26 protein-coding genes are annotated in these 23,889 nt (G+C 68.5%); 14 read left to right on the top strand and 12 right to left on the bottom strand.

The annotated features are described in order from the left end of the window. The first annotated feature begins 84 nt into the window (after positions 1-84). The 5 genes from ISN75_RS20410 to ISN75_RS20390 all read left to right on the top strand — a co-directional run bounded on the left by ISN75_RS20410 (position 85) and on the right by ISN75_RS20390 (position 2,682). Positions 85-771, top strand: coding sequence for a lipid-binding SYLF domain-containing protein (locus ISN75_RS20410; protein ID WP_167253380.1), 687 nt, complete (start codon positions 85-87; stop codon positions 769-771). Positions 772-837: 66 nt separating this feature from the next. Beyond that, positions 838-1,074 (top strand): Sec-independent protein translocase subunit TatA, encoded by a 237-nt coding sequence (gene tatA, locus ISN75_RS20405; RefSeq protein ID WP_167253382.1) that lies wholly within the window; start codon positions 838-840, stop codon positions 1,072-1,074. Positions 1,075-1,095: 21 nt separating this feature from the next. Next, positions 1,096-1,488 (top strand): Sec-independent protein translocase protein TatB, encoded by a 393-nt coding sequence (tatB, locus tag ISN75_RS20400; RefSeq protein WP_343817914.1) that lies wholly within the window; start codon positions 1,096-1,098, stop codon positions 1,486-1,488. Then, positions 1,475-2,233 carry a twin-arginine translocase subunit TatC gene (tatC, locus tag ISN75_RS20395; protein ID WP_167253386.1) on the top strand — a complete coding sequence of 253 codons (759 nt, stop codon included), beginning with the start codon at positions 1,475-1,477 and terminating at the stop codon, positions 2,231-2,233. The genes tatB and tatC overlap by 14 nt, the downstream gene beginning before the upstream one ends. Further along, positions 2,230-2,682 (top strand): cupin domain-containing protein, encoded by a 453-nt coding sequence (locus ISN75_RS20390; RefSeq protein WP_343817911.1) that lies wholly within the window; start codon positions 2,230-2,232, stop codon positions 2,680-2,682. The genes tatC and ISN75_RS20390 overlap by 4 nt, the downstream gene beginning before the upstream one ends. A 90-nt stretch (positions 2,683-2,772) precedes the next feature. Here ISN75_RS20390 and ISN75_RS20385 read toward each other — a convergent pair whose 3' ends face one another. Then, entirely contained in the window at positions 2,773-4,869 is a 2,097-nt protein-coding gene (locus ISN75_RS20385) for a TonB-dependent receptor (protein ID WP_343817909.1), read from the bottom strand. Positions 4,870-4,980: 111 nt separating this feature from the next. Between ISN75_RS20385 and ISN75_RS20380 the strand changes: the two genes are divergently transcribed. From ISN75_RS20380 to ISN75_RS20365, 4 genes are all read left to right on the top strand, one after another. After that, the gene (locus tag ISN75_RS20380) at positions 4,981-6,168 is read left to right on the top strand and encodes a murein hydrolase activator EnvC family protein (RefSeq protein ID WP_167253393.1); all 1,188 of its coding nucleotides are present in this window, start codon (positions 4,981-4,983) and stop codon (positions 6,166-6,168) included. A 113-nt stretch (positions 6,169-6,281) separates the two neighbouring features. Continuing rightward, the gene (locus ISN75_RS20375) at positions 6,282-7,637 is read left to right on the top strand and encodes a S41 family peptidase (protein WP_167253395.1); all 1,356 of its coding nucleotides are present in this window, start codon (positions 6,282-6,284) and stop codon (positions 7,635-7,637) included. Between the two features lie 118 nt (positions 7,638-7,755). Then, positions 7,756-8,385 carry a thymidine kinase gene (locus ISN75_RS20370; protein WP_167253802.1) on the top strand — a complete coding sequence of 210 codons (630 nt, stop codon included), beginning with the start codon at positions 7,756-7,758 and terminating at the stop codon, positions 8,383-8,385. Positions 8,386-8,425: 40 nt separating this feature from the next. Beyond that, a complete protein-coding gene (locus tag ISN75_RS20365) occupies positions 8,426-9,190 on the top strand; it encodes a hypothetical protein (protein WP_343817907.1) in 765 nt (254 codons plus the stop codon). A gap of 123 nt (positions 9,191-9,313) precedes the next feature. Here ISN75_RS20365 and mutM read toward each other — a convergent pair whose 3' ends face one another. The 6 genes from mutM to ISN75_RS20335 form a co-directional block, all read right to left on the bottom strand. Continuing rightward, a complete protein-coding gene (mutM, locus tag ISN75_RS20360; protein WP_343817905.1) occupies positions 9,314-10,138 on the bottom strand; it encodes a bifunctional DNA-formamidopyrimidine glycosylase/DNA-(apurinic or apyrimidinic site) lyase in 825 nt (274 codons plus the stop codon). 12 nt (positions 10,139-10,150) lie between these two features. Further along, positions 10,151-11,572, bottom strand: a complete 1,422-nt coding sequence (gene gndA, locus ISN75_RS20355) for an NADP-dependent phosphogluconate dehydrogenase (protein ID WP_343817903.1) — start codon at positions 11,570-11,572, stop codon at positions 10,151-10,153. Between the two features lie 97 nt (positions 11,573-11,669). Next, positions 11,670-12,152 carry a hypothetical protein gene (locus ISN75_RS20350; protein WP_167253403.1) on the bottom strand — a complete coding sequence of 161 codons (483 nt, stop codon included), beginning with the start codon at positions 12,150-12,152 and terminating at the stop codon, positions 11,670-11,672. Further along, positions 12,149-13,501 carry a GldG family protein gene (locus ISN75_RS20345; protein ID WP_167253405.1) on the bottom strand — a complete coding sequence of 451 codons (1,353 nt, stop codon included), beginning with the start codon at positions 13,499-13,501 and terminating at the stop codon, positions 12,149-12,151. The genes ISN75_RS20350 and ISN75_RS20345 overlap by 4 nt, the downstream gene beginning before the upstream one ends. Further along, on the bottom strand, positions 13,501-14,289 hold the full coding sequence (locus ISN75_RS20340; RefSeq protein WP_343817900.1) for an ABC transporter permease: 789 nt from the start codon (positions 14,287-14,289) through the stop codon (positions 13,501-13,503). Before ISN75_RS20340 ends, ISN75_RS20345 begins: the two co-directional genes overlap by 1 nt. Then, positions 14,286-15,023, bottom strand: coding sequence for an ABC transporter ATP-binding protein (locus ISN75_RS20335; protein ID WP_167253409.1), 738 nt, complete (start codon positions 15,021-15,023; stop codon positions 14,286-14,288). The genes ISN75_RS20340 and ISN75_RS20335 overlap by 4 nt, the downstream gene beginning before the upstream one ends. Before the next feature lie 161 nt (positions 15,024-15,184). On the opposite strand from ISN75_RS20335, the gene ISN75_RS20330 reads away from it, so the two are divergent. Beyond that, positions 15,185-16,381 (top strand): DesA family fatty acid desaturase, encoded by a 1,197-nt coding sequence (locus ISN75_RS20330; protein WP_167253411.1) that lies wholly within the window; start codon positions 15,185-15,187, stop codon positions 16,379-16,381. A 94-nt stretch (positions 16,382-16,475) separates the two neighbouring features. After that, entirely contained in the window at positions 16,476-17,012 is a 537-nt protein-coding gene (locus ISN75_RS20325; RefSeq protein ID WP_343817897.1) for a DUF4166 domain-containing protein, read from the top strand. A 1-nt stretch (position 17,013) separates the two neighbouring features. Here ISN75_RS20325 and ISN75_RS20320 read toward each other — a convergent pair whose 3' ends face one another. After that, on the bottom strand, positions 17,014-18,123 hold the full coding sequence (locus ISN75_RS20320) for a saccharopine dehydrogenase NADP-binding domain-containing protein (RefSeq protein ID WP_167253415.1): 1,110 nt from the start codon (positions 18,121-18,123) through the stop codon (positions 17,014-17,016). A gap of 139 nt (positions 18,124-18,262) precedes the next feature. On the opposite strand from ISN75_RS20320, the gene ISN75_RS20315 reads away from it, so the two are divergent. From ISN75_RS20315 to ISN75_RS20305, 3 genes are all read left to right on the top strand, one after another. Beyond that, entirely contained in the window at positions 18,263-19,111 is an 849-nt protein-coding gene (locus ISN75_RS20315) for a C2 family cysteine protease (RefSeq protein WP_343817894.1), read from the top strand. Between the two features lie 189 nt (positions 19,112-19,300). Beyond that, positions 19,301-19,948: a hypothetical protein gene (locus ISN75_RS20310; protein ID WP_167253419.1), complete on the top strand. Its 648-nt coding sequence runs from the start codon at positions 19,301-19,303 to the stop codon at positions 19,946-19,948. 118 nt (positions 19,949-20,066) lie between these two features. Next, entirely contained in the window at positions 20,067-22,553 is a 2,487-nt protein-coding gene (locus tag ISN75_RS20305) for a S9 family peptidase (protein WP_343817892.1), read from the top strand. Positions 22,554-22,634: 81 nt separating this feature from the next. Here the strand turns inward: ISN75_RS20305 and ISN75_RS20300 are convergent, their stop codons facing one another. The 4 genes from ISN75_RS20300 to rpmB all read right to left on the bottom strand — a co-directional run bounded on the left by ISN75_RS20300 (position 22,635) and on the right by rpmB (position 23,868). Then, positions 22,635-22,901 (bottom strand): Txe/YoeB family addiction module toxin, encoded by a 267-nt coding sequence (locus ISN75_RS20300; protein WP_343817891.1) that lies wholly within the window; start codon positions 22,899-22,901, stop codon positions 22,635-22,637. A gap of 16 nt (positions 22,902-22,917) precedes the next feature. Then, a complete protein-coding gene (locus tag ISN75_RS20295; protein ID WP_167253425.1) occupies positions 22,918-23,172 on the bottom strand; it encodes a type II toxin-antitoxin system Phd/YefM family antitoxin in 255 nt (84 codons plus the stop codon). Positions 23,173-23,450: 278 nt separating this feature from the next. After that, complete coding sequence (gene rpmG, locus ISN75_RS20290; RefSeq protein WP_026635435.1) at positions 23,451-23,618, bottom strand: 50S ribosomal protein L33; 168 nt, start codon at positions 23,616-23,618, stop codon at positions 23,451-23,453. A 13-nt stretch (positions 23,619-23,631) separates the two neighbouring features. Further along, entirely contained in the window at positions 23,632-23,868 is a 237-nt protein-coding gene (gene rpmB / locus ISN75_RS20285; RefSeq protein WP_167253427.1) for a 50S ribosomal protein L28, read from the bottom strand. Between the last annotated feature and the right edge of the window lie 21 nt (positions 23,869-23,889).

Genomic DNA, 23,889 nt, shown 5'->3' with positions numbered 1-23,889 from the left:
CATGAAGTGTGCCACAAGCCATCCGGCGCCCCCTGTGACCCGCGGTCGCGGGCGCTACTGACGGAACCCGTACAGGAGTCACCCATGTTCAAAGCATCGCTGCGCCGCCTGCTGCTCGCCGCCCTGGTTCTGCTGCCGGCCATGGCCGTCCACGCCGAGGACCCGCCGCTGGTGCGCGCCGAGAACTCGGTGCGCGTGCTGAAGGAGATCATGGAGGCGCCGGACAAATCGATCCCGGTCGACCTGCTGAAGGAAGCCCACGCGATCGCGGTGATCCCCGACATGGTCAAGGCCGGCTTCATCTTCGGCGGCCGCCGCGGCGAGGGCCTGATCTCGGTGAAGAGCCCGGACGGCACCTGGTCCAACCCCAGCTTCATCTCGCTCACCGGCGGCAGCGTCGGCTTCCAGGCCGGCGTCTCGTCCACCGATGTGATCCTGGTCTTCCGCACCCAGCGCGGCGTGGATTCCATCGTCAACGGCAAGTTCACCCTGGGCGCCGACGCCGCGGCCGCGGCCGGCCCGGTCGGCCGCACGGCCACCGCCTCCACCGATTCGCAGTTCAAGGCCGAGATCTACTCCTACTCGCGCTCGCGCGGCCTGTTCGCTGGCGTGGCCCTGGATGGCTCCGCCCTGCGCATCGACTACGACGCCAACGAAGCCATCTACGGCAAGGGCATCACCCCGCGCCGCATCTTCGAAGGCGGCGTCAGCAATGTTCCCTCCCAGGTCGTCGATTTCCGCGACCGCCTGGAGGAGTACACTCAGCGATGATTCGGAAAGGCCGGCGTACCCGCGTGCGATCGTTTTCCGGTCTTCTTCCGACTTGAGGCCATCCCCATGAGCATGACCCATCTCCTTATCCTGCTGGTCGTCGTAGTGCTGATCTTCGGCACCAAGAAATTGCGCAATATCGGCTCGGACCTCGGCGGCGCCGTGCGCGACTTCAAGAAAGGCCTGGACGGCGGCGAAGAAAGCGCCGGCAGCAGCAAGCCCAAGGACGAGCGCCTGCAGGCCGACCCGCCGCCGGCCAGCAGCCAGAGCCAGTCGCAGCACGACCACAGCGAAACCAAGTAAGCCCCGGCGGATCCTCAAGGCATGATCGAGATCAGCTTCGGCAAGCTGGTGCTGCTGGCGCTCGTCGCGCTGATCGTGCTCGGCCCGGAAAAACTGCCCCACGCCGCCCGCACCGCGGGCGCCCTGCTGCGCCGCGTGCGCCTGGGCTGGGACAGCGTGCGGGCCGAGGTGGAGCGCGAGCTGCAGTTGGAAGAAATCAAGCGCCAGGCGCGCGAGGCGGCGGACCGCGCCCAGGCGGCGCAGTCCGAGCTGGACGCCACGCTGCGCAAGGTGCGCGACGCCGGCGCCGAAACGGTCGGGCCCGCCACCATCGCGCCGGCTTCCGGCGAAACCATGCCCGTGAAGGAGGAGCCGGCCCTCGGCTCCGAGACGCCACCCAAGGATCCGAAGGACTCCCCGCATGGCGGCGCCTGAGCAAGAACAAGAACCCGACGCAGTCGAAGAAGGCCTATTCTCCCACCTGATCGAGCTGCGCTCGCGCCTGATGCGCGCGATCGTCACCATCGCCCTGGTGCTGCTGGCGCTGATCCCGATCGCCAACCGCCTGTACGCGGAGCTGGCTGCCCCGCTGGTGGCGCGCCTGCCGCAGGGTGCGCATCTGATCGCCACCGAAGTGGCCAGCCCGTTCGTCACGCCGCTGAAGCTGGCCTTTTACGCGGCGCTGTTCATCAGCATGCCGATGATCCTGTACCAGCTGTGGGCCTTCGTCAGTCCCGGCCTGTACAAGCACGAGAAGCGCCTGGCGCGCCCGCTGCTGGCGGCGGCGCTGGTGCTGTTCTACACCGGCTGCGCGTTCGCCTATTTCCTGGTGCTGCCGGCGGCGTTCCGCTTTCTTACCGCGGTGACGCCGGAAGGAGTGGAGATGATGACCGACATCACCCACTACCTCGACTTCGTGATGCTGATGTTCTTCGCCTTTGGCCTGTGCTTCGAGGTGCCGGTGGCGGTGGTGATCCTGGCCGCGATCGGCGTGGTGAACCTGCAGCAGCTGCGCGACGGCCGGCGCTACGCCATCGTCGGCGCCTTCACCATCGCCGCCTTCATCACGCCGCCGGACATCACCTCGATGATCATGCTGGCGGTGCCGATGTGCTTCCTCTACGAAGTCGGCCTGCTGGCCGTGCGCTGGCTGGTGAAGCCGGCGGCGGCGACGCCGTGAGCGGGTCCGGGCGCGCGGCGGAACTGATCGCCGAGCTGCGCCTGGAGCCGCATATCGAAGGCGGCCACTACCGCCGCTTCCACACCGCCATCGCACCGCATGGCGAGCGGCCGGCGCTCAGCGCCATCCATTACCTGATCGCCGCCGGCCAGGTCGGCGCCTGGCATGCGATCGACGCCGAGGAAGCCTGGCACTACGTGGAAGGCGATCCGCTGGAGCTGCTGATCTACCACCCCGCCGAGCGCCGGCTGGAACGCCACCGTCTGGGGCCGCTGGCGCAGGGCGCCGTGCCAGTGCGCGTGGTGCCGGCGAACGCCTGGCAGGCTTCGCGTCCGCTGGGCGCCTATACGCTGGTGACCTGCACGGTGGCGCCGGCATTCGAGTTCGGCGGTTTTCGCCTGCTTGCCGACGAGCCGTTCGCCAACACCTTGCGGCAACAGCTGGCGTAGGTTGGGGTGAGCCGCAGGCGAACCCCCAACGATGCCACGCGCCTGAAGGTGGCGACGTTGGGGTTCGCCTGCGGCTCACCCCAACCTACGTCAGAATTCCAGCTGCGCACCCAGCATCGCGGTGCGCCCGGGCGAGGGTTCGTAATAGCGGCCGTTGCTCTCGTTGACGATCACCGAGCCGATCACGCGGCGGTCGAACAGGTTGTCCACGCGCGCGCTCAGGTGCAGCTTTGCCGTGCCCAAGGCCAGGCCGTAGCCGATATCGGCGCCGGTCAGCACATAACCCGGCGCGCGTTCGCTGCCGCGGTCGTCGACCGTCACCGCGCCCACGCCCTGCCACTCCACGCCCATGCGCCAACCCAGGGCGCCGCCGCGTTCGATACGCAGCGAGCCGTAATCGTCGGGAACGCCGGGAATACGCGTGCCGGCGGGAATACGCACCGCCGGCGTGCCGCTCAGGAACGCGTCGCGGAAACGCGCCTGCAGATGCGTCGCGCCCAGCAGCATCCGCCAGCCGCCGCCGAGCTCGCCCTGCAGCGCAAGCTCCGCGCCCTGGCGCCGGCTGCGCCCGATATTGCGATAGCTGGAACGCCCGCCGCTGTTGCTGGCCACCGCCAGCTCGTGGCGCGTATCGGCGCGGAACAGCGCCGCTTCGAGCTGCCAGTCCGCCGCGGCCTGCCATTTCATGCCCAGCTCGCCCTGGCGGCTGCGCGCCGGCTGCAGGTCGAAGGCCAGGCCGGCGCCGCCGTCGGTGCGGTAGCCGAGTTCGGCGAAGGTCGGCGTCTCGAAGCCTTCGCCGTAGCTGGCGTAGAAGCGCAGCCGTTCGCCGGGGCGGTACTGCAGGCCGAGCACCGGCGTGGTCGCGCCGTAGCTCATGCTGCCGCTGTCGTCCGGATTGCCGGGCGCGATGTAATGATCGGTCGCGCGAAAGCGCACCTCGCTGTGGCGCACGCCGGCCAGCAGCGACCATCGCTCGGCGAAGCGCCAGTAGAGCTGCGCGTAGGGATCGAGATTCCACACCCGGTCGTCCTCGTCGCGGCGCAGCCGGCCGCTGACGCCGAGCACGCTGCCGGCGAAATTCTCGTAGCCGCGGCGGCGCTGCTGCTGGTCGTCCCAGGACAGGCCGAGCACGGCTTCCAGCGGACGGCCGGCGAGTTCGGTGCGGCGGGTCCAGCGCGCGTCCAGGCCGCCGTAACTCGTATCCAGATCCACCACGCCGCCGGCGCTGAGCGGATTGCGCTGCGCCGCCACCGGCACGGAAAGCATCTGCTGCACGCCGCGCTCGCCGTAGTAGGCCATCAGGCGCCATTGCGTATCGGCATCGGGCGACAGCTCGTAGATCGCGCCGCCCTGCGTCTGGTGCACGCTTTTGCGGGTGTCGAACTGGTCGGCGGCGGCGATCGCCTGGCGCGGATCGGCCATGGCCTGCGCTCGGGTCAGCCCCAGCGGATCCTGCGCCTGCGGCAGGGCCATGGTGTTGAGCACCACGGTCAGGTGCCCGCGATTCCCAAGCTCGAAACCGAGCCGCGCATTGCCGGATTCCCGCTTCGCGCGGCTGTGCTCGCGATAGCCGTCCGTCTGGAAGTGCGACAGCGCGAGGTTGTAGTCGAAGCCGCCGTCCTTGCCGCGCGTCGACACGCCCACCCGCGCCGTGCCGTTGCTGCCGCCGAACAGGCCCACCCGCGTCACCGGCGGGTCGCTGCCTTCGGCGCTCCACAGCTGCACCACGCCGCCGGACGCATTGCCGTACAGCGCCGAGAACGGGCCGCGCAGCACTTCCACCCGCTCGGCCGCATCCAGGCTGAAATGCGAGACCTGGCCCTGGCCGTCCGGCATGGTCGCGGGAATGCCGTCCGCATACAGCCGCACGCCGCGCACGCCGAAGGTGGAGCGCGCGCCGTAGCCGCGCAGCGAGATCTGTTCGTCCTGCGCGTAGTTCTGGCGGTCGCGCGCCAGCACGCCGGGCACGCCGATCAAGGCCTCGGAAAGATTCACGCCCGGCTTGCCGCTGTCGCCCGGCGCCACCACCACCACGCTGAGCGAGGCGGGCAGGTCCAGCGGCGGAATATCCAGCCGCGTGGCATTGACCCGCACCGGCGGCAGTTCGGTGGTGTCGTCCGCCTGCGCCGCGCAGGCCAGGCACAGCAGCAGGGCGCTCGTGATTATCGACTTGCCGCTGCCGCGCATCGCCGCTCCGAACCGGAAGACCAGCCCGCGATGGTAGGGGATGCGCCGTGACCGGTCAGTGGCGTCGTTCCGCCTCTCGCCACGTTCAGCCCGCCCCCGCATAATCGCGCGATGCCACATGCCCGCTGCTCCGTCCGCCTGATCGGTGCCATCGCCCTGTCGTTCGCGGCGCTCGCCGGCGTTCCCGCGCACGCGCAGGAAAAGACCAGGGCCGAACAGGCCGAGGCGCAGAAGAAGCTGGCCGAAGTGCGCAGCAAGATGGAGGAACTGGCCAGGGAGCAGGCCGAGACCGCGAGCAAGCGCGACTCCGCCAATGCCGAACTGGCCAAGCGCGCCAACGCCGTGGCCGGCGCCGCCAAGGCGGTGCGCCAGACCGACGCGGAACTCTCTTCCAAGCAGCGCGAGCTGGAAAAACTGCAGCAGGACCGCGCCGCCCTGCAGAAGAACCTCGACGGCCAGCGCGCCGCGATTGCCGATCTGCTGCGCGCCACCTACACCCTGGGCCGCGGTTCCGACCTGCGCCTGCTGCTGGGCGACGACGACGTGGCGCGGGTGGCGCGCGCGCTGGCCTATTCGAAGTACTTCCAGGAAGACCGCGTCCAGAAGGTGCAGAAGCTGATGGGCGACCTGGCCCGGCTGCAGGACCTGGAAGCGCGCATCGCCACCGAACAGCAGGCCCTGCAGGCCACCAAGGCGCAGCGCCAGGAGCAGGCCAAGGCGCTGGAGCAGCAGCGCGCCGAACAGGCCAGGCTGGCCGCCCAGACCGACGCCCAGTACAAGGACCAGGGCGAGCGCCTGGCCCAGCTCAAACAGAATGCGCAGTCGCTCAACAGCCTGGTCGACAAGCTGCAGAAGGCCATCGACGACGCCGCGCGCGAGGCGGCCAAGGCGGCCCGGGCCAACCCGGCCGCGCCCAGCGTGTCGCCGGGCAAGGGCAGCGCCAATATCCGCGGCAACCTGCCGTGGCCGGCCAACGGCGTGGTCAACACCTATGGCAACGGCGTGCTGATCAAGGCCGGCGGCGGCAGCGAAGTGCGCGCGGTGGCGCGCGGCCGGGTGGTCTATGCGGCCTTCCTGCGCGGCTACGGCATGCTGCTGATCCTCAACCACGGCGGCGGCTGGATGAGCATGTACGGCAACAACGAAACCCTGCTGCACGGCGTGGGCGACGAGGTCGACGCCGGCCAGGCGGTGGGCACCGCGGCGGCGCCCACCGGCGTCAATACCGGCGTGTATTTCGAACTGCGCCAGAACAACAAGCCGGTCGATCCGCGCAGCTGGTTGTCACGCCAGCGTTGACGCGGGGCGTACGCCGCAGCAGGCTAGCCTGCGTTGAATTCCGGTGTCCCCCCGTGGTCCAAGCGGCCTGCCGCCGTCCGCGGTGCACCCCCAAGCTTTCCCGGAGCAAGTTCATGCGGTTTTCCTCCCTGACCCTCGTCGCGCTGCTGCTGGCGGCCCCCGCGCTGCCGCTGCAGGCCCTGCCCGCGAAGGGCGCCAAGCCGGCGGCCGAGCCGGCCAAGGCCGCTTCCGCCGCCGCGCCGGACGCGGTGGACATGGACGACATCCGCAACTTCAGCCGCGTCTACGAGATGGTGCGGCAGGCCTATGTCGAGAAGGTCGACAACAAGACCCTGATGAAGGCCGCGATCAGCGGCATGCTCACGGGCCTCGATCCGCACAGCGAATACCTCGACAAGGACGGCCTGGCCGAACTGAGCGAAGACACCACCGGCCAGTACGGCGGCTTGGGCATCGAAGTGCTGCAGGTGGACGGCACCCTGCGCATCGTCGCGCCGATCGACGACACCCCCGCTTCGCGCGCCGGCATCAAGCCGGGCGACACCATCGTCAAGATCGACGGCACGCCGGTCGACTCGGAAAACATCGACGACATGTTCAAGAAGCTGCGCGGCGACCCGGGCAGCAAGATCGTGCTGAGCATCCTGCACGAGAAGAGCGACAAGCCGGTGGACATGAGCCTGGTGCGCGAGCGCATCTCGGTCACCAGCGTGAAGGTGCGCGAGCTGGAGCCGGGCTATGCCTACGTGCGGCTCAGCCAGTTCCAGGACGACACCGCCGCGGACCTGGAAAAGAAGCTCGGCGAGCTGGTCAAGAAGAACGGCGCGCAGCGCGGCGTGGTGCTGGACCTGCGTTCCAATCCCGGCGGCCTGCTCACCGCGGCCGTGGGCGTGAGCGACGAGTTCCTCGACAGCGGCACCATCGTCACCACGCGCGGCCGCCTGCAGGACGCCAACCTGAGTTTCAGCGCGCATCCGGGCGACCTGCTCAACGGCGCGCCGATGGTGGTGCTGGTGGACAACGGCACGGCCTCGGCGGCGGAGATCGTCTCCGGCGCGCTGAAGGACAACCACCGCGCCCTGATCATCGGCCGGCGCACCTTCGGCAAGGGCGTGGTGCAGACCGTGCTGCCGCTGGATGCCGAGCATGCGGTGAAGATCACCACCGCGCGCTACTACACGCCCAGCGGCACCTCGATCCAGGCCGAAGGCATCAAGCCGGACATCGCCCTGGCCGACCTGGCGGTGAACAAGGCCGACAGCGCCGCCAGCCTGATCGGTTCGGAAGCGGACCTGCGCAACCACCTCGCCAACGAGGACGGCAGCAAGGACCGCAAGGCGATCGACAACGACGGCAGCGCCGAGAACGCCGAGCTGGCCACCAAGGACTATGCGCTGTCGCAGGCACTGAACGTGCTGAAGGGCCTGTCGCTGAACCGCGGCAAGGCCGTGCAGACCGCCAGGCAGTAAGGCTTCGGCGTGGCCGCAGCGTGAAAGAAAGCGCCGCCTGCGGCGCTTTCCGCTTTATTACGCCAACCTCCAGTTGGCACGCGTTACCATGCGGGCCTTCTATTGCCCCGGCGCGATCATGGCCAAGCTCTATTTCTACTATTCGGCAATGAACGCCGGTAAGACCACCACCTTGCTGCAGAGCGCCTACAACTATCACGAGCGCGGCATGCGCACGCTCATCCTCACGCCGGCGCTGGACAACCGCTACGGCGAAGGCGTGGTCGCCTCGCGCATCGGCCTGAAGGCCAATGCGCGGCGCTTCCGCCCCGACGAAAACCTGCTGGCGCTGGTGGAGGCCGACATCGCCGCGCGCGGGCCGCTGCATTGCGTGTTCATCGACGAGGCGCAGTTCCTCGCCAAGGCGCAGGTGTGGCAGGCCAGCGACGTGGTGGACAAGCTCAACATCCCGGTGCTCGCCTTCGGCCTGCGCACCGATTTCCGCGGCGAGCTGTTCGAAGGCAGCCGCTATCTGCTGGCCTGGGCCGACAACCTGGAAGAGATCAAGACCATCTGCCATACCGGCCGCAAGGCCACCATGGTGGTGCGCGTGGACGAACACGGCCGCGCCGTCACCGAAGGCCCGCAGGTTGAGATCGGCGGCAACGACCGCTATGTCTCGGTCAGCCGCGCCGAATTCAAGAAGATCACCGAAGGCCACGGCCGCATCGAATTGCAGCAGCCGGTCTTGCCGCTGGGCGAACACTGACCCGCGACGCGGCATGGCCGCCCACCACAAGGAATTCCCCATGAATGCACCGATCCGCATCCCCGCCTGGCAGCGTCCCCACTGGCATCCCGGCGGCGAGGAGATCTACCTGCACTACTACGTGTTCGGGAATTTCCAGAACGTGCGCGTGCCTTCCGCGCCCTATGGCAGCGATGGCCTGCCGCACGGCATCGAGGTGAGCAACCACCATCATTCGGCGCTGCGCTCGTGGGAGGGCTATCCGCTCAAGGGCGAGCTGGGCCGTTTGTTCAAGGATGAAGCGCCTGACGCCTACCGCGCCGCGGTGGATGCGCCGCAGGTGATGATCCTGCGCGGCACCCTGCCGGACCAGGGCGACGTGGGTTATCTGCGCGACACCCTGGGCGTGGTGGCGGGCCTGCTCGATATCGGCGGCGTGGCCGTGCTCGATCCGCAGATCGTCACGCTGTTCGGCGCCGATGCCTGGCGCAGCCATTACCTGGTGCGCGACGGCGCGCCGATCCGCAACCACCTGCTGATCCTGCGCGACGACGAAGACAACGGCGACGGCTACTGGATCCGCACCCGCGGCATGCGCAAGTTCGGCCGTCCGGATGTGAGCCTGCGCCATGTGCCCGAAGGCGACAGCGACCGCGCCGGCATGCTGTGCGAGCGGCTGGCGGAGATGCAGGCGCTGGGTGCGCACTTCGTCGACGGGCAGGCGCTGGAAGCCGACGGCCTGCGCGGCTTCGTGGCGAAGCTCGGCGGCAGCGCGGTGGAAGCGCCGTTCTACAACACCTACGTCGAATTCCGCTGGCCGCATTGAACCTGGCCGCCAAGTAGGTTGGGGTGAGCGCAGCGAACCCCAACGATGCGCTGCGTTTGAAGGTCGCCATGTTGGGGTTCGCTGCGCTCACCCCAACCTACGCCGGACCTTGCGGGCCGGAGTTTATTTCTGGCAGCGCGGGCACCAGAACGTCGAACGCTGCCCCAGCACCACCTGGCGGATCGCCGTGCCGCAGGTCCGGCACGGCTCGCCTTCGCGGCCGTACACCTGCAGCTCGCGCACGAAGTAGCCGGGCATGCCGTCCGGATTGATGAAGTCGCGCAGCGTGGTGCCGCCACGCTCGATCGCCCAGGCCAGGATGCGCTTCACCTCGGCGGCCAGGCGCGCATAGCGCGCACGCGAGACGGAACCGGCCGCGCGGCGCGGATCGATGCCGGCGGCGAACAGCGCCTCGCTCGCATAGATATTGCCCACGCCCACCACCACGGCGTTGTCCATCAGGAACAGCTTCACCGCCGCCGTGCGGCCGCGCGACATCCGCCATAGCAGGTCGCCGTCGAAGTCGTCGGTGAGCGGTTCCGGGCCGAGGTTTTCCAGCAGTTCGTGCGTGGTGCCCGGCGCTTGCCACAGCAGGCAGCCGAAGCGCCGCGCGTCGGTGAAACGCAGCACGCGCGCCCCGGTGGCGGCGGCTTCCAGCCCGAGATCGACGTGGTCGTGCTTGCCCACCGGCGCATCCGCCGGCAGCACGCGCAGCACGCCGGTCATGCCCAGATGCAGCAGCGCGCTGCCGACAGCGGTATGCAGCAGCAGGTATTTCGCGCGGCGCTCGACGTCCTCGATGCGCTGCCCCGGCAACAGCTCGCCGATCTCCGGCGGAATCGGCCAGCGCAGATCCGGCCGGCGCAGCACCACCGAGGTGATGCGCCGGCCGATCAGATGCGGGGCGATGCCGCGCCGGGTGGTTTCGACTTCGGGCAGCTCAGGCACGGCGCGCGCTGCTCAGGACCAGTCGGCGTGGAAGCTGCCCGGACGGTCGATACGCTCGAACGTATGCGCACCGAAGTAATCGCGCTGCGCCTGCACCAGGTTCGCCGGCAAACGTTCGGCGCGGTAGCTGTCGTAGTAGGCGATCGCCGAGGCGAAACCCGGCACCGCCACGCCGGCCTGCACCGCGGCGGAGACCACGTCGCGCAGCGCCTGCTGGTATTGCGCGGCGATATCGCGGAAGTACGGATCGAGCAGCAGGTTGGCCAGCGCCGCGTCGCGCGCGTAGGCGTCGGTGATCTTCTGCAGGAAGCGCGCGCGGATGATGCAGCCGGCGCGGAAGATCTTGGCGATGGTGCCGTAGGGCAGGTTCCACTTGTACTCGTCGGAAGCCGCGCGCAGCTGCGCGAAGCCCTGCGCATAGGAGACGATCTTGCTCAGGTACAGCGCGCGGCGCACCGATTCGATAAACGCCGCGCGATCGCCCGCGAACGGCTTCGCGTCCGGACCGGCCAGCACCTTGCTCGCGGCGACGCGCTCGTCCTTCAGCGCGGACAGCAGGCGCGCGAACACCGATTCGGTGATCAGCGGCAGCGGCACGGCCAGGTCCAGCGCGCTCTGGCTGGTCCACTTGCCGGTGCCCTTCTGCGCGGCGCGGTCGAGGATGATGTCGACCATGGCCTTGCCGGTGTCCGGGTCTTTCTTGCCGAAGATGGCGGCGGTGATGGCGATCAGATAGCTGTCGAGTTCGCCCTGGTTCCAGTCGGTATAGACCTTGCCCAGCTCTTCGTTGGACAGGCCCAGCACCTGCTTGAGCACGGCGTAGCTCTCGGAGATGAGCTGCATATCGCCGTACTCGATGCCGTTGTGCACCATCTTCACGTAATGGCCGGCGCCGTTCGGGCCCATGTAGGCCACGCAGGGTTCGCCATCCGGCGCGCGCGCGGCGATCTCGGTCAGCACCGGCGCCACCAGGTCGTACGCATCGCGCGGGCCGCCCGGCATGATCGACGGTCCGTGCAGCGCACCTTCCTCGCCGCCGGACACGCCGGTGCCGATGAAGTGCAGGCCGGCGTCGTTCAATTCGCGTTCGCGGCGGATGGTGTCCTGGAAGAAAGTATTGCCGCCGTCGATCAGCACGTCGCCTTTATCCAGCAGCGGCTTCAGTTCCGCGATGGTGGCGTCGGTGGGTTCGCCCGCCTTCACCATCAGCAGGATGCGCCGCGGCTTCTGCAGCGAGTCGACGAAGTCCTGCACGCTGTAGGTGGGCACCAGGCGCTTGTCCGGATGCTCGGCCATGACCTCGTCGGTCTTCTCGCGGCTGCGGTTGTAGATGGCCACGGTGTGGCCGCGGCTCTCGATGTTGAGCGCGAGATTGCGGCCCATCACGGCCATGCCGACGACGCCGATGACAGGTTGCTCGACCGAACGATTCATGCGGATGCTCCCAGGGAGGATGACGGGAATGCCTCGGATATGGGGAGGTCGCCGGGGCATGCAAGGTGCCCCGCATCATACGCAGGCCGGTGCGCGCTCAGGGCGCCTTGGCGGTATTCGCCTTGGCCGGGCGCGGCGTGAAACGCACCGGGACCAGGGCCACGCGATCGCCCGCGCGCACGTAGCGCAGCGGGCCGGTGACGGCGACTTCGCCGAAACCCAGCGCCTGCCCGTCCAGCGTCAACACCACCGGCGGCGGCGCCAGGCCGATCTTCGCCGGATCGAATTCCGCCAGCGGCCGCCAGCTCTGCACCGGCGCGGCGGCGGTGGCGGCGAGATCTTCCAGGCGGCCTTCGTCGACCGGCAGGGTGGTGCCGTCGACGGCCTGCCAGTGGCCATCGCGCCTGGCGTAGTGCTCGGTGACGCCGCCGTGCCAGGCAAGGTCGATGCGCTGCACCGCGGCCGGATCGAGATCGAGCAGGCTGCCCAGTGCCTGCGCGCGGTCGTGCCGCCATTGCCAGCCGGCGCCGGCCAGCAGCGCTGCGGCGATCGCCACGAACACCAGCGTGCCGCGCTTCATGCGCGGCGCCGGCGCCAGGCGATCAGCCCGCCGAGCAGCAGCAGGCCCAGCGGCAGCGCCAGCAGGAAACCGAACGTGACCGCGTTCAACTGGCCCTGGCTGAGCTGCATCGCGCGGTCCGGCGCGCCGCGCGGCGGCAGGTTGACCAGGGCGTCGTCGCCCAGCAACCAGTCGAACACGCGCTCGCCCAGCGCGCGGTTGCCGCCGTTGCCGAGGAACGTGTTGGAGAGGAAATCGCCGTCGCCGATCATCGCCACGCGCTGCTCGCTCTTGTCCGGGCTGGGCGAGAGGCGCGCGAAGGTCAGGCCGAAATCGAGCGGGCCTTTCAGCTCGCCGGCATCGGCGTCGTAGCGGATGCTGCTGCTGCCGTCGTTGCCGATCGGCTGGAATTCGGTCCAGCTCTGCGGCCCCGAGCGCAGGAACGGCTGCACTTCCCACTCGCCCCGGCGCGCCAGCGCCAGTGCCGACACCTGCGGGAACAGCGTGGTGAGCGTGAGGCCGCGGGTGATCGCATGCACGGGATAGCTGCCCACGGTGATCAGGCGCGGGTCCTTCAGGCCCAGCGCGGCGCCCTGGCCGTCCACCAGCACGCCGGGCAGCACGTGCACGCCCAGCGCATCGGCCAGCGGCTGCAGGCCGAGGTCGTCGTTGGACGGCTCGGTCAGCCACAGCAGGTTGCCGCCGGCGGCGACGTAGTCGGTGAGCGCCTTTACCGCGCCTTGCGGCAGCGCCAGCGTCGGTCCGGCCAGCACCACCAGGTCGGTGTGCTGCGGCACCGCTGTCACCTGCGCGAAGTTCAGCGGCACCGCGCGCATGCCGCGGCTTTCCAGCTGCGTCATGAACATGCCCAGGTCCGCATTGGCCTTGCCGTCCGCGCGGCGCTCGCCGTCGCCGGTGACGAAGGCCACGATGCGCTCGCCGCCGCGCGCCAGGCGTTCCAGCGCATTGGTGAGGCTGCGTTCGGACAGCTCGTCCAGGCGCTCCTCGCGGTTGCCGTAGTGCAGGATCAGCGCGCCGTCGACGGTGATGCCGAGCTCGCGCATCTTCGCCGGGTCCTGCTGCGGATCGACGAAGCGCAGGGTGAGGTCGTGCTTGAAGCGGCGGTAGCGCTCGATAAAGCTGGCCACCGTCTGGCGCAGGTCGCCCTGCGGGTTCGCATAGCTGACGATCTCGACCGGGCCCTTGAGCGCGTCGAGCACGGCACGGCTTTCGGGCGAGAGGCTGGAGCGGCTGTCGTGGCTCCAGTCGGCGACGTAGTCGTGGCGATAGGTGAGATAGCCGGCCGCGCCCGCGGCGGCGAACAGCGCCAGCGCGAACAGCCAGCCGCGCAGGGTTCCGGTCAGGCGCATCAGCCACGCCCCTTGTCGGCGGCGACGCGGCGTATCGCCAGCGTCAGCGCGATGGCGATCACCAGCGCGAACCAGGCCAGGTCGGCGCTGGATACCAGGCCGCGCAGCAGGGCTTCCAGGTGCGTGCTCAGCGACAGCCAGTTCCACAGCCCGTTGCCGATGCCGGCCTTCTGCGCCGCCAGGTTGGCGGTGAACAGCGCCAGCCCCAGCGTCAGGCTGGCGGTGGCGGCCACGGCCGGCAGCGAGGCGAAGGCCGAGCAGGCCACGCCGAGCGCGCCCAGCGCGGCGAGCGTCAGCGCCAGGCCCAGCACGGCGGCGGCGAACTTGCCCCAGTCCAGTTCGGTGCCGTGCGCCAGGCTCAGCGGCATGGCCACCGTCAGCGCCAGCCAGCCCAGCAGCCACAGCAGCACGGCCAGGTACTTGCCCAGCACGATGGCCGCCGGCGAGGTGCCGCTGGAGGCCAGCAGGGGCAGGGTGCCGTTGGCGCGGTCGCCGGCCAGGGTCGACATGGTCAGCAGCGGCACCACCAGCAGGGCCAGCTCGGTGAGGCCGAACGGCAGCACGCCCATGGTCAGCGTGCTGCCCAGCAGCGGGACGCCGACCAGGTCGGTATAGCCGGGGCCGCCGGGCAGGGCGGCCAGCTTCACCTGGTTGTCGAGGAAGCTGCCCAGCAGCAGCACGAAGCGCCAGGCCAGCTGGGCCAGGGTCAGCGCGGCCAGCACCCAGGCCAGGGGACGGACCAGCAGGCGGCGCAGCTCCAGGCGGGCCACGGACAACGTCGAACTCATGCGGCCTGGTCCTTCCCGCTCATCGCGATCTCGAAAAACGTCTGTTCCAGCGCCTCGTGCCCGCCGTCCAGCGCGGCATCGTGGCGCAGCTGGCCCTCGTGCAGGATCGCCACGCGGTCGCACACGGCGGTGGTTTCGGCCAGCAGGTGGGTGGACAGGATCACCGCGGCGCCGGCGGCGGCTTCCTCGCGGATGACTTTGCGCAGCGCGGCCACCTGGACCGGGTCCAGCGCATTGCCGGGTTCGTCCAGCACCAGCAGCTTCGGCTTGTGCAGCACCGCGCAGGCCAGGCCCAGCCGCTGGCGCTGGCCCTGCGACAGCACCCCGGCCAGGCGGCGCAGCAGCGGGGCCAGTTCCAGGCGCTCGATGGTGGACTCGCAGGCCTGCTTCAGTCCGCTGGCGCGTAATCCGCGCAGGCGGCCATGGGCTTGCAGATGTTCCAAAACGGTCAGTTCCGGCCAATGCGGGGCACGTTCGGGCAGCCAGCCGATCAGTCCGCGGGCCCGTTCCGGGTGCTCGGCGAACACCTCTCCGTCCAGCTCGATATGGCCTTCATGCGGCTGGAGCGCACCGGCGATCATGGCCAGCGTGGTGGACTTGCCCGCCCCGTTGACGCCCAGCAGGCCAAGGATCTGGCCGCGGTCCAGCGTCAGGCTGAGACGCTCCACGGCCGGACGCCCGGCGCGCAGGCGCCGAACCTGATCAAGCTTTAACAGGGGGTATGGCAGAGTCATTGCATGATTGTCACGGCGCCCCCACCGTTTGAACAGACGGCGGGGGCGTTCTTGCGCGCTGAAACACGTTCTGCGGCATCGTGGCGCAGGCATGATTTCCCATGCTGGTGGGTACGGAAACCCTCGATTAGACTGACTTTTCACCCTACTGAGTGTTTCCCATGCTCGACGCAGTGCTGAACTTCCTGTCCAACGGCCTCACCGGGGCCAGTTGGGTCGCCATGCTGGTCTTCCTGCTGGTGATGACGCAGCTCACCATCTTCACGGTGACGCTGTACCTGCACCGCAGCCAGACCCATCGCGGCGTGGACTTCCACCCCGCCCTGGCCAACTTCTTCCGCTTCTGGGGCTGGCTCACCACCGGCATGGTGGTGAAGGAGTGGGTGGCCGTGCACCGCAAGCACCACGCCAAGGTGGAGACCGAGGAAGATCCGCACAGCCCGCAGATCTACGGCATCAAGAAGGTGTTCTGGGACGGCGTGTCGCTGTACCGCGACGCCAGCTACATCAAGGAAGACCTGGAGAAGTACGGCCGCGGCACCCCGGATGACTGGATCGAGCGCAAGCTGTTCGGCGGCCACCCCTACTGGGGCCCGACCCTGATGCTGCTGATCGACCTGGCGCTGTTCGGCGTGATCGGCGCGGCCATTTGGGCCGTGCAGATGATCTGGATCCCGTTCTGGGCCGCCGGCTTCGTCAACGGCATCGGCCACTGGTGGGGCTACCGCAACTTCGAGAGCGCCGACACGGCCACCAACCTGGCGCCGTGGGGCGTGTGGATCGGCGGCGAAGAGCTGCACAACAACCACCACGCTTTCCCCAGCTCCGCCAAGTTCGCCCTGCGCAAGTGGGAGTTCGATATCGGCTGGGCGGTGATCTGCGCCCTGCGCGCGGTGGGCCTGGCCAAGGTGATGCGCGTGGCGCCCACCCTGGACATCCGCCCGAACGTGCACCTGCCCGACGCCGAGACGCTGAAGGCCGTGCTCACCCATCGCTTCCAGGCGATGACCGACTACTACCGCGGCGTGATCGTGCCGACCCTGCGCGACGAAGCCCAGCACGCCGGCGAAAGCCTCAAGGCGATGCCGCGCCGCATGCGCCGCTCGCTGGCCGACGGTGGCCGCTGGCTGGACAACGAAGGCCGCGAGCGCCTGCAGGCCGCCCTGGCCAAGCGCCCGACCCTGCGTACCGTGTGCGATTTCCGCACCCGCCTGGCCGAACTGATGGAACAGCGCGGCGCCGAGCAGAGCCTCAAGGGTCTGCAGCAGTGGATCGCCGAAGCCGAGCAGAGCGGCATCCGCGTGCTGCAGGACTTCGCGCAGCGCCTGAAGGGTTATGCGGTGAGCGGCGCGGCTTAAGCGCGGCGCCTGTCGACATAAAAAAGCCCGCCGATCGGCGGGCTTTTTTTTATGGGCGCTTGTCCGCCACGTACTAGCCACGGATGATCGCGCGATGCCCGAGCCTCTCTTCCCCGTCTTGATCGGTCCGGCCGACTGGCCGCTGCTCGCCGCGCCGGTGCGGCGCATGCACGGCGGCGCGGCTTCGCTCAGCGCGCACGGCGTGGCGCAGGTCGACGGTGCACGCCATCCCTTCGCGCGCCTGCTGCGCCGCGTGCTCGGCCTGCCGGAACCCGGTGCGGACCAGGCCATCGCGCTCAGCATCGAACGCGTGGAAGGGCGCGAAACCTGGACGCGCAGCTTCGCCAACGGCCGCATGCGCTCCACCCTGGAACGCGCCACGGACGGCACGCGTCTGCGCGAACGCCTCGGCCCGGTCTCGCTGTACTTCGCCCTGCGCCGCGACGGCGACGCGATCGACTGGCAACTGCAGCAGGGCCGACTGCTCGGACTGCCGCTGCCGCGTGCCATGTTCGGCAGCGTGTTCTCCCGCAGCCTCGCGGAAGACGGGCGCTACGTGTTCCATATCGATACGCGCCTGCCGTTGCTCGGGCAGTTGATCGCCTACCGCGGCTGGCTCGACATCGACTGACTTACTCGAACGTTTCGACGCCCGTGCGCAGCGCATAGCCGTCGAAACCCGCTTCGATCTGTTCCAGTGTCAGCAGGCCCACGCATGGCGTCGCGCCTTTGGCGTCGATCCGTCCATCCGCCATGCGGCGCGCCAGCACCACGGCAGGCGTCACCGGCACCTGCGGGCCGTCGCCCGCGTCCGCGCTCAGCCACCAGCGCAGTTTCAGCGGACGCCCATCGGCGGCGATGCCGCCCAGCTCCACCGTCATGCCGCCTACCTCGGAGCCGAAGCGCAGAAACAGCTCGCTGAAGCGCCGCAGTGCGGGCGCATACGCGGCCAAGTTACGGATCAAGCCCAGCCGCACCAGCACCGCCGCGCACCAGGTGCCACCCTGCAGCAGCGGCAGTTCGAGGCCGGCGCGGAACATCACGGTGCGTACCTGCCGATAGCGCGCGGGGAACAGATCCAGGTCCGGAATCTCGCACGCGCCCACGCGCCGCCGGCCGAACGGAAAGCGCTGCATGCGGCTGTCCATCCAGCCATGCGTCACCTGCCAGCGCCCATCGCGCCATACGCGGATCGGACGGCCGCAATAGCCCAGGATCGACGCCACCGTGGCGTCGCCGCGCGGCGTCCGGTTGCCGGGGTTGATGGTGTGCTCGATCGTTTCCAGCATGGCGAAGCGCGGCAGCAGCGCATCCACGGCCGCGGCGCTCAAGGCCGGCACGCTGGAGGCGCCGGTGACCAGCAGTCGCCCCGCCGCCAGCGCGCGTTCGTGCAGGCGTTCGATACCGGTGACGAAGCCGCGGCCATCGGCCAGGTCGACATAGTCGCTGCCCGCGGCGAGGCAGGCTTCCGCCACGCGATAGTCCTGGCCCTGGAACGGGCCGGCGGTGTGGATCACCAGTTGCGGCTGCAGCGCGGCGAGCGCCGCGGCGAAGCGCGCATCGCCGGTGTCGAGCGTGGCGATGCGGACGGAGGGATCTTCAAACGACGCGCGCATCGCTTCCAATGCATCGCGCCGCCGCCCGGCCAGCACCAGTTCGAAGCGCGCATCGCGCGCCAGCCGCTGCGCCACGCGCGAACCGAACACGCCGGTCGCGCCGATCACCACCACCCGCAAGGCCATCCCTGGGCTCCGCTCGCCAAAGCGGGCATTACAGCATGACCTGGGGGTGGCCCTAGGTAGGGATCGACCTAGCTAGGCCGTGCGGCGGCCCATCGGGTTTCATGCGATGCACAGGGTTTCCACGGTCCGGAGCAAGATCATGTCCAGCGTCAACGTCGCGTTCGCCGGTGTCGATATCCAGCGCTTCCTCGGCCTGGCCGAACACAACCCGGTGCTGGATCCGAAGATCGGCCCCGACAACAGCGCGCCGAACCGTTCGCTCTACAACAACGCCAACGGCCAGCCGGACTTCTCCAACAGCAGCCAGCCCAATCCCAATGACGTGAAGCAGGAAGGCTACGGCGACTGCTATTTCGACGCGAGCATCGCGGCGCTGGCGCAGCAGCATCCGGATCAGATCAAGAACATGATCCACGACAACGGCAATGGCACCTTCACCGTGACCTTCCCGCACCAGAAGGACAACAGCGCCGGCAACCTGTGGGGCTTGTTCGGCGACGACTATCACGACGTGAAGATCACCGTCAGCGACAAGGACCTGCCGTCCAACGGCACCAGCTCCAGCGACGGCACCGCCAAGTGGCCGGAGGTGCTGGAAGCGGCCTACGCCAAGATGCAGGGCGGCTACGACGCGATCGGCAACGGCGGCCATCCCGCCGATGCGATGAGCGCGCTGACCGGCAAGAGCGCCGATGCCTATTCGCCGAAGGACGGTGCCGGCAAGATCGAGCAGGCGCTGAAGGACGGCAAGCTGGTGACCATCGCCACGCCCGAATCCGACGGCGATCAGGCCGGCATGGAAGCCGGCAAGAATCCGCACGGCCTGGTGGGTGGCCATGCCTACACGGTGACCGGCGTGTGCACCGGGCCGGATGGCAAGAAGTATCTGGAGCTGCGCAATCCCTGGGGTTTCGATCAGCCGCAGAACATCCCGCTCGACCAGATCAACGACGGTTCGATCGATGAAGTGGAGATCGGCAACGCCTGAGCCATGCGCCGCGCTGTGATGGCGGTCATCCGCCATCGACAAACCGCGTGGCAAGCTCGACCGATGAACGTCATCGATGCAGGCCAGTTCAAGGCGAGGCGCCCCAGCGCGGGGCGCCTTGTCGCGTTCGCGGCGCTGCTGCTACTTTCGGCCGGCACTTCCGCAGGGTCGACGCAGGCAGGGAAATCCATGTCCAGCTCCAGCGATCAGCACCAGGCCGCCTCGGCGCAAGTCCCCGCAGACATCGAGATCCTCCGCGGTCGCGCCGGCGTGATCGGCCGCTCGCGCGTGGGCGTGTCGTCCATCGTCGCCACGCCGCCGCCGTTCCAGGGCGCGATGCCCGGCGCGCGCGCCACCTTGATCGAAATGCGCGACGCGCCGATGCACGTCGAAAGCACCATGGTGCTGGGCGAGAAGATGCTGCTGCCGCTGGCCGACGGCCTGCATCGCGTGAGCAAGCTCGCCACGCCCAGCGAAAGCGACCGCCAGGGCCATGTGGCGATCGACGCCGAAGCGGCGCGTGCGGGTTCGCCCAATACGGTGTTCGCCAGCGAGGAAGGCCGGCTGCGCATCGGCGGGCCGGAAGTGAAAGCCGCCTACGACCTGCGCGTGCTGGCATGGACGCCGGACAAGCACGCGCCGCAGAGCGCCACCGTCGAGTGGCTGACCGCCGCCTTCCCGCGCGACAGCGTGCCGGCGCAGCAGATCCGGCAGCAGGTGGTGAAAGCGGGCGACCGGCTGCAGGTCGGCAGCGCCACGCTCACGGTCAAGGCCGTCGAAGGCCAGACGCAGGACCATCCGGCCTGGATCGAATTCGAGCTCACGCCCGGCGCTTGAACGCGGCGCTGCGGCTTCCCCCTACATGACTAACAGCATGGCGGTGCCGCTGCTCGCAGCGGTGTAACTTCCTACGGTCGCGCCCGCCATTCGGGGCGCCCCTCCAGGAGACCGCACGATGCCGTCCGCCAACCCCAGGGCACTCGCCCTTGCCGCCGCCTTGCTCGCCTGCCTGCCCGCCGTCGTGCTGGCCGGCTACGACAAGCCGCCCGAGCCGCTGCTGGATCTGATGCACGCGCCGCTGCCGGCGATCCCGATGCTCGACCCCACCCGCTCGCGCATGCTGCTGGTCGAGCAGTCGCAGTACCCGCCGATCGCGCGCGTGGCCGAGCCTTATCTCAAGCTCGCCGGCCTGCGCATCGAGCCGGCCAATCATGCGCGGCACGATGCGTCGAGCGGCTACGGCATCCGCACCTGCCTGAAGAGCTTCACCGTGGAAGACGTGGCCAGCCACAAGCAGCTGCCGGTGACGCTGCCGGCCGACGCCTGCCCGAGCGCGCCGCAGTGGTCGCCCGATGGCCGCCGCTTCGCCTTCGCCAACACCACGAAGGAACGCACCGAGCTGTGGCTGGGCGATGCGCTCACCGGCCAGGTGCGCCGCGTGGAAGGCGTGTGGCTCAACCCGGTGATGGAAGACGACGTGCAATGGCTGCACGGCAGCGATTCGCTGCTGGTGAAGCAGGTGCCGGCGAATCTCGGCGCCGCGCCGAAGGTGAGCGAGACCTCCGGGCCGGAGATCAAGGAATCGATCGGCGGCAAGGGCGAGAGCAGCACCTACGAAGCCCGCGACACGCTGGGCAGTCCCGAAGACGAAGCCTTGTTCGAGTACTACGGCACCGCGCAGCTTGCCGTGGTCGACGCGGCCAGCGGCAGCGTCAAGGCGGTGGGCAAGCCGGGCGTGCTCGCCGGTGTGTCCGGCGCGCCGGATGGCGAGCACGTGCTGGTGGAAACGCTGAAGAAGCCGTACTCGTACGTCACCACCTACGAGCGTTTTGCCCGCGACGTCAGCGTGCTCGACGTGCGCACCGGCCAGTCCACCGCGATCGCTTCGCTGCCGGTGGCCGACCGCGTGCCGGTGCGCGGCGTGCCGGTGGGGCCGCGCGATTTCGACTGGCGCGCCAACGCGCCGGCCACCCTGGTATGGCCGGAGGCGCTGGACCAGGGCGACTGGAAGGTGAATGTCCCGCAGCGTGACAAGGTAATGCTGTGGAGCGCGCCGTTCAGCGGCAAGCCGCAGGAAGTGGCGCGCACCACCCAGCGCTACAGCGGCATGCGCTGGCTGGCGCAGGGCGACGAGCCCTTCGTCTACGAGTACGACGCCAACAAGCGCTGGATCCGCATCACGCGCATCGACGTCGCGCATCCCTCGAAGCCCGCGCGCACGGTGTGGGATTACTCGATGGACGAGAACTACAAGCAGCCCGGCTCGCTGCTGATGCAGCAGCTGCCGAACGGTGCGCGCGTGGTGCGGCAGGAAGGCGATTACGTCTACCTGGCCGGCACCGGCGGCACGCCGCAGGGGGACCGGCCTTTCCTCGACCGCTACGCCTTGTCCAGCGGGCGCACCGAGCGCCTGTTCCGCGGCGACGGCGCGGATCACTACGAAAGCGCGCTGGCGGTGCTGCCGGGCGGCGAGCGCTTCATCACCGCGCGGCAGTCGCCGGCCGAGCCGCCGAACCTGTTCCTGCATGCGCTGGGCGCGCCGGTGAGCGACGCCAAGCCGGGCGAAGCGGTGTTCGCTTCAAGCAGCGAGGCGATCACGCATATCGCCGACCCGACGCCGCAGGTGCGCGGCATCGCCAAGCGGCTGGTCACCTACAAGCGCAAGGATGGCGTGGAACTGTCGTTCACCCTGTACACGCCGCCGGGCTACAAGGAAGGCACGCGCCTGCCGGCCGTGCTGTATGCCTATCCGCAGGACTTCGCCGACCCGAGCAAGGCCGGGCAGGTGAGCGGATCGCAGCAGAAGTTCGATCTGCTGCGCGGCTATCGCCTGCTGCTGCTGTCGGGCTACGCCATCATCGACAACGCGTCGTTCCCGATCGTCGGCGATCCGCGCACCGCGTACGACACCTATGTCGAGCAACTGGTGATGGACGCGCAGGCCGCGGTGGACAAGGCCGTGGAGCTGGGCGTGGTCGACCGCGAGCGCATCGGCGTCACCGGCCACAGCCACGGCGCGCTGATGACCGCCAACCTGCTCGCGCATACCGATCTGTTCCGCGCCGGCGTCGCCACCAGCGGCGGCTACAACAAGGACCTCACCCCGTTCGGCTTCCAGAACGAGCGCCGCTCGCTGTGGCAGGCGCCGCAGGTGTACGAGCAGGCTTCGGCTTTCTTCAATGCCGACAAGATCAAGTCGCCGCTGCTGATCATGCACGGCATGGACGACGCCAACCCCGGCACCGAGCCGGTGCAGTCGCCCAAGCTGTTCCAGGCCATCCGCGGCCTGGGCGGCACCACGCGCCTGGTGATGCTGCCGCACGAGCCGCACTGGTATACGGCGATGGAGTCGAACGAGCAGGAGGTGTACGAGATGCTCACCTGGTTCGACAAGTATGTGAAGAACGCCGCGCCGAAGGAGCAGGGCAAGGCCGCGCCTTGAAGTCGATGCCGGCGTGGGCGTTTCGTCGGCGCCGGCATCGTGCCGCCATGCTTGAAGGAGCGCGGATCCCGCGCTCCGATGTCAGTGATCGCCGTAGTGGAACTTGCAGCTGATGATGAAGATGCACTCGCCATCGAAGGCGTAGACCAGGCGATCCTTCTTGTTGATGGATCGGGACCAGAAGCCGGCCAGGTCGCCGCTCAAAGGGTGAGGATCGCCCAGGCCGTCGTTCGGAGTCCTCTGCGCCTCCTTGATGAGGGCATGTATTTTCTTCGGGGTTTTCTTGTCTTCGGCCCAGTCCTGGTAGTCCTTCCAGGCTTCGTCCGTGAACTTGATACTTCGTGCCATCAAGCGCGCTCCTTTGCTACTCCTCGATCAGCGTGCGCTTCCTGGCCTTGCCCGCCTTGAACTGAGCGATGGACCTGGCGAGGTGATCGCGGTTGGCTTTGTTGCTGAGCAGGTGCACGGTGTCCGCCATCGAGTTGTAGTCCGCCAGGGACATGACGACGGCGTCTTCGTGATCGCGGCGATGGATGATGGTGATGGAGCAGTCGCTTGCCACGGTATCCAGTACCTCTTTGAGGTTGTTACGGGCGTCGGAAAAACTGACGACTCGCATAGGGTTCTCCTGTCTTGCCGGTGGCTTTGATGCTTTCTTTGACTTGTGCATGTTATTGCACAAGTCAAGTTTAGGGCATGTCCCAAAGCCGCAACAAGCAGTCAGCTGATTCCCTATGGCTTGCCCAGGCTATTCGCCAGGCCTGACCTCAAGCCAGCGTTGCGGCCGAAATTCAGACAAAAAGAGGCTCCGCAAGGCGAAAAAAAACCCGCCACATGGGCGGGTTTTTCATAAGGCATGGATCCCGGCCTTCGCCGGGATGACCCGCTAGGCGCGGGTCACTTGATCTTGCCTTCCTTGTAGATCACGTGCTTGCGGACCACCGGATCGTACTTCTTGAACTCGAACTTGTCCGGGGTGTTCTTCTTGTTCTTCTGCGTGGTGTAGAAGTGGCCGGTGCCGGCGGAGGAGATCAGGCGGATCTTGTCGCTCTTGCTCTTGGACATGGCTTAGGGCTCCTCAGATCTTCTCGCCGCGGGCACGCAGGTCGGCGATCACGGCCTCGATGCCCTTCTTGTCGATGGTGCGCAGCGCCTGGTTGGAGACGCGCAGTTTCACCCAGCGGTTCTCGCTGGCGACCCAGAAGCGGCGCTCGTGCAGGTTCGGCAACCAGCGGCGACGGGTCTTGTTGTTGGCATGCGAGACGTTGTTACCAGTCTGCACACCCTTTCCGGTGACTTGGCAAATACGGGCCATGATGACCTCCGTGGATTCTGT

Origin of the sequence: Dyella marensis (genome assembly GCF_049532885.1) — a bacterium.
Lineage (GTDB): Bacteria > Pseudomonadota > Gammaproteobacteria > Xanthomonadales > Rhodanobacteraceae > Dyella_D > Dyella_D marensis.
Note: the sequence above shows the minus strand (reverse complement) of the source record. Positions and strands in the feature narration are given on the sequence as shown.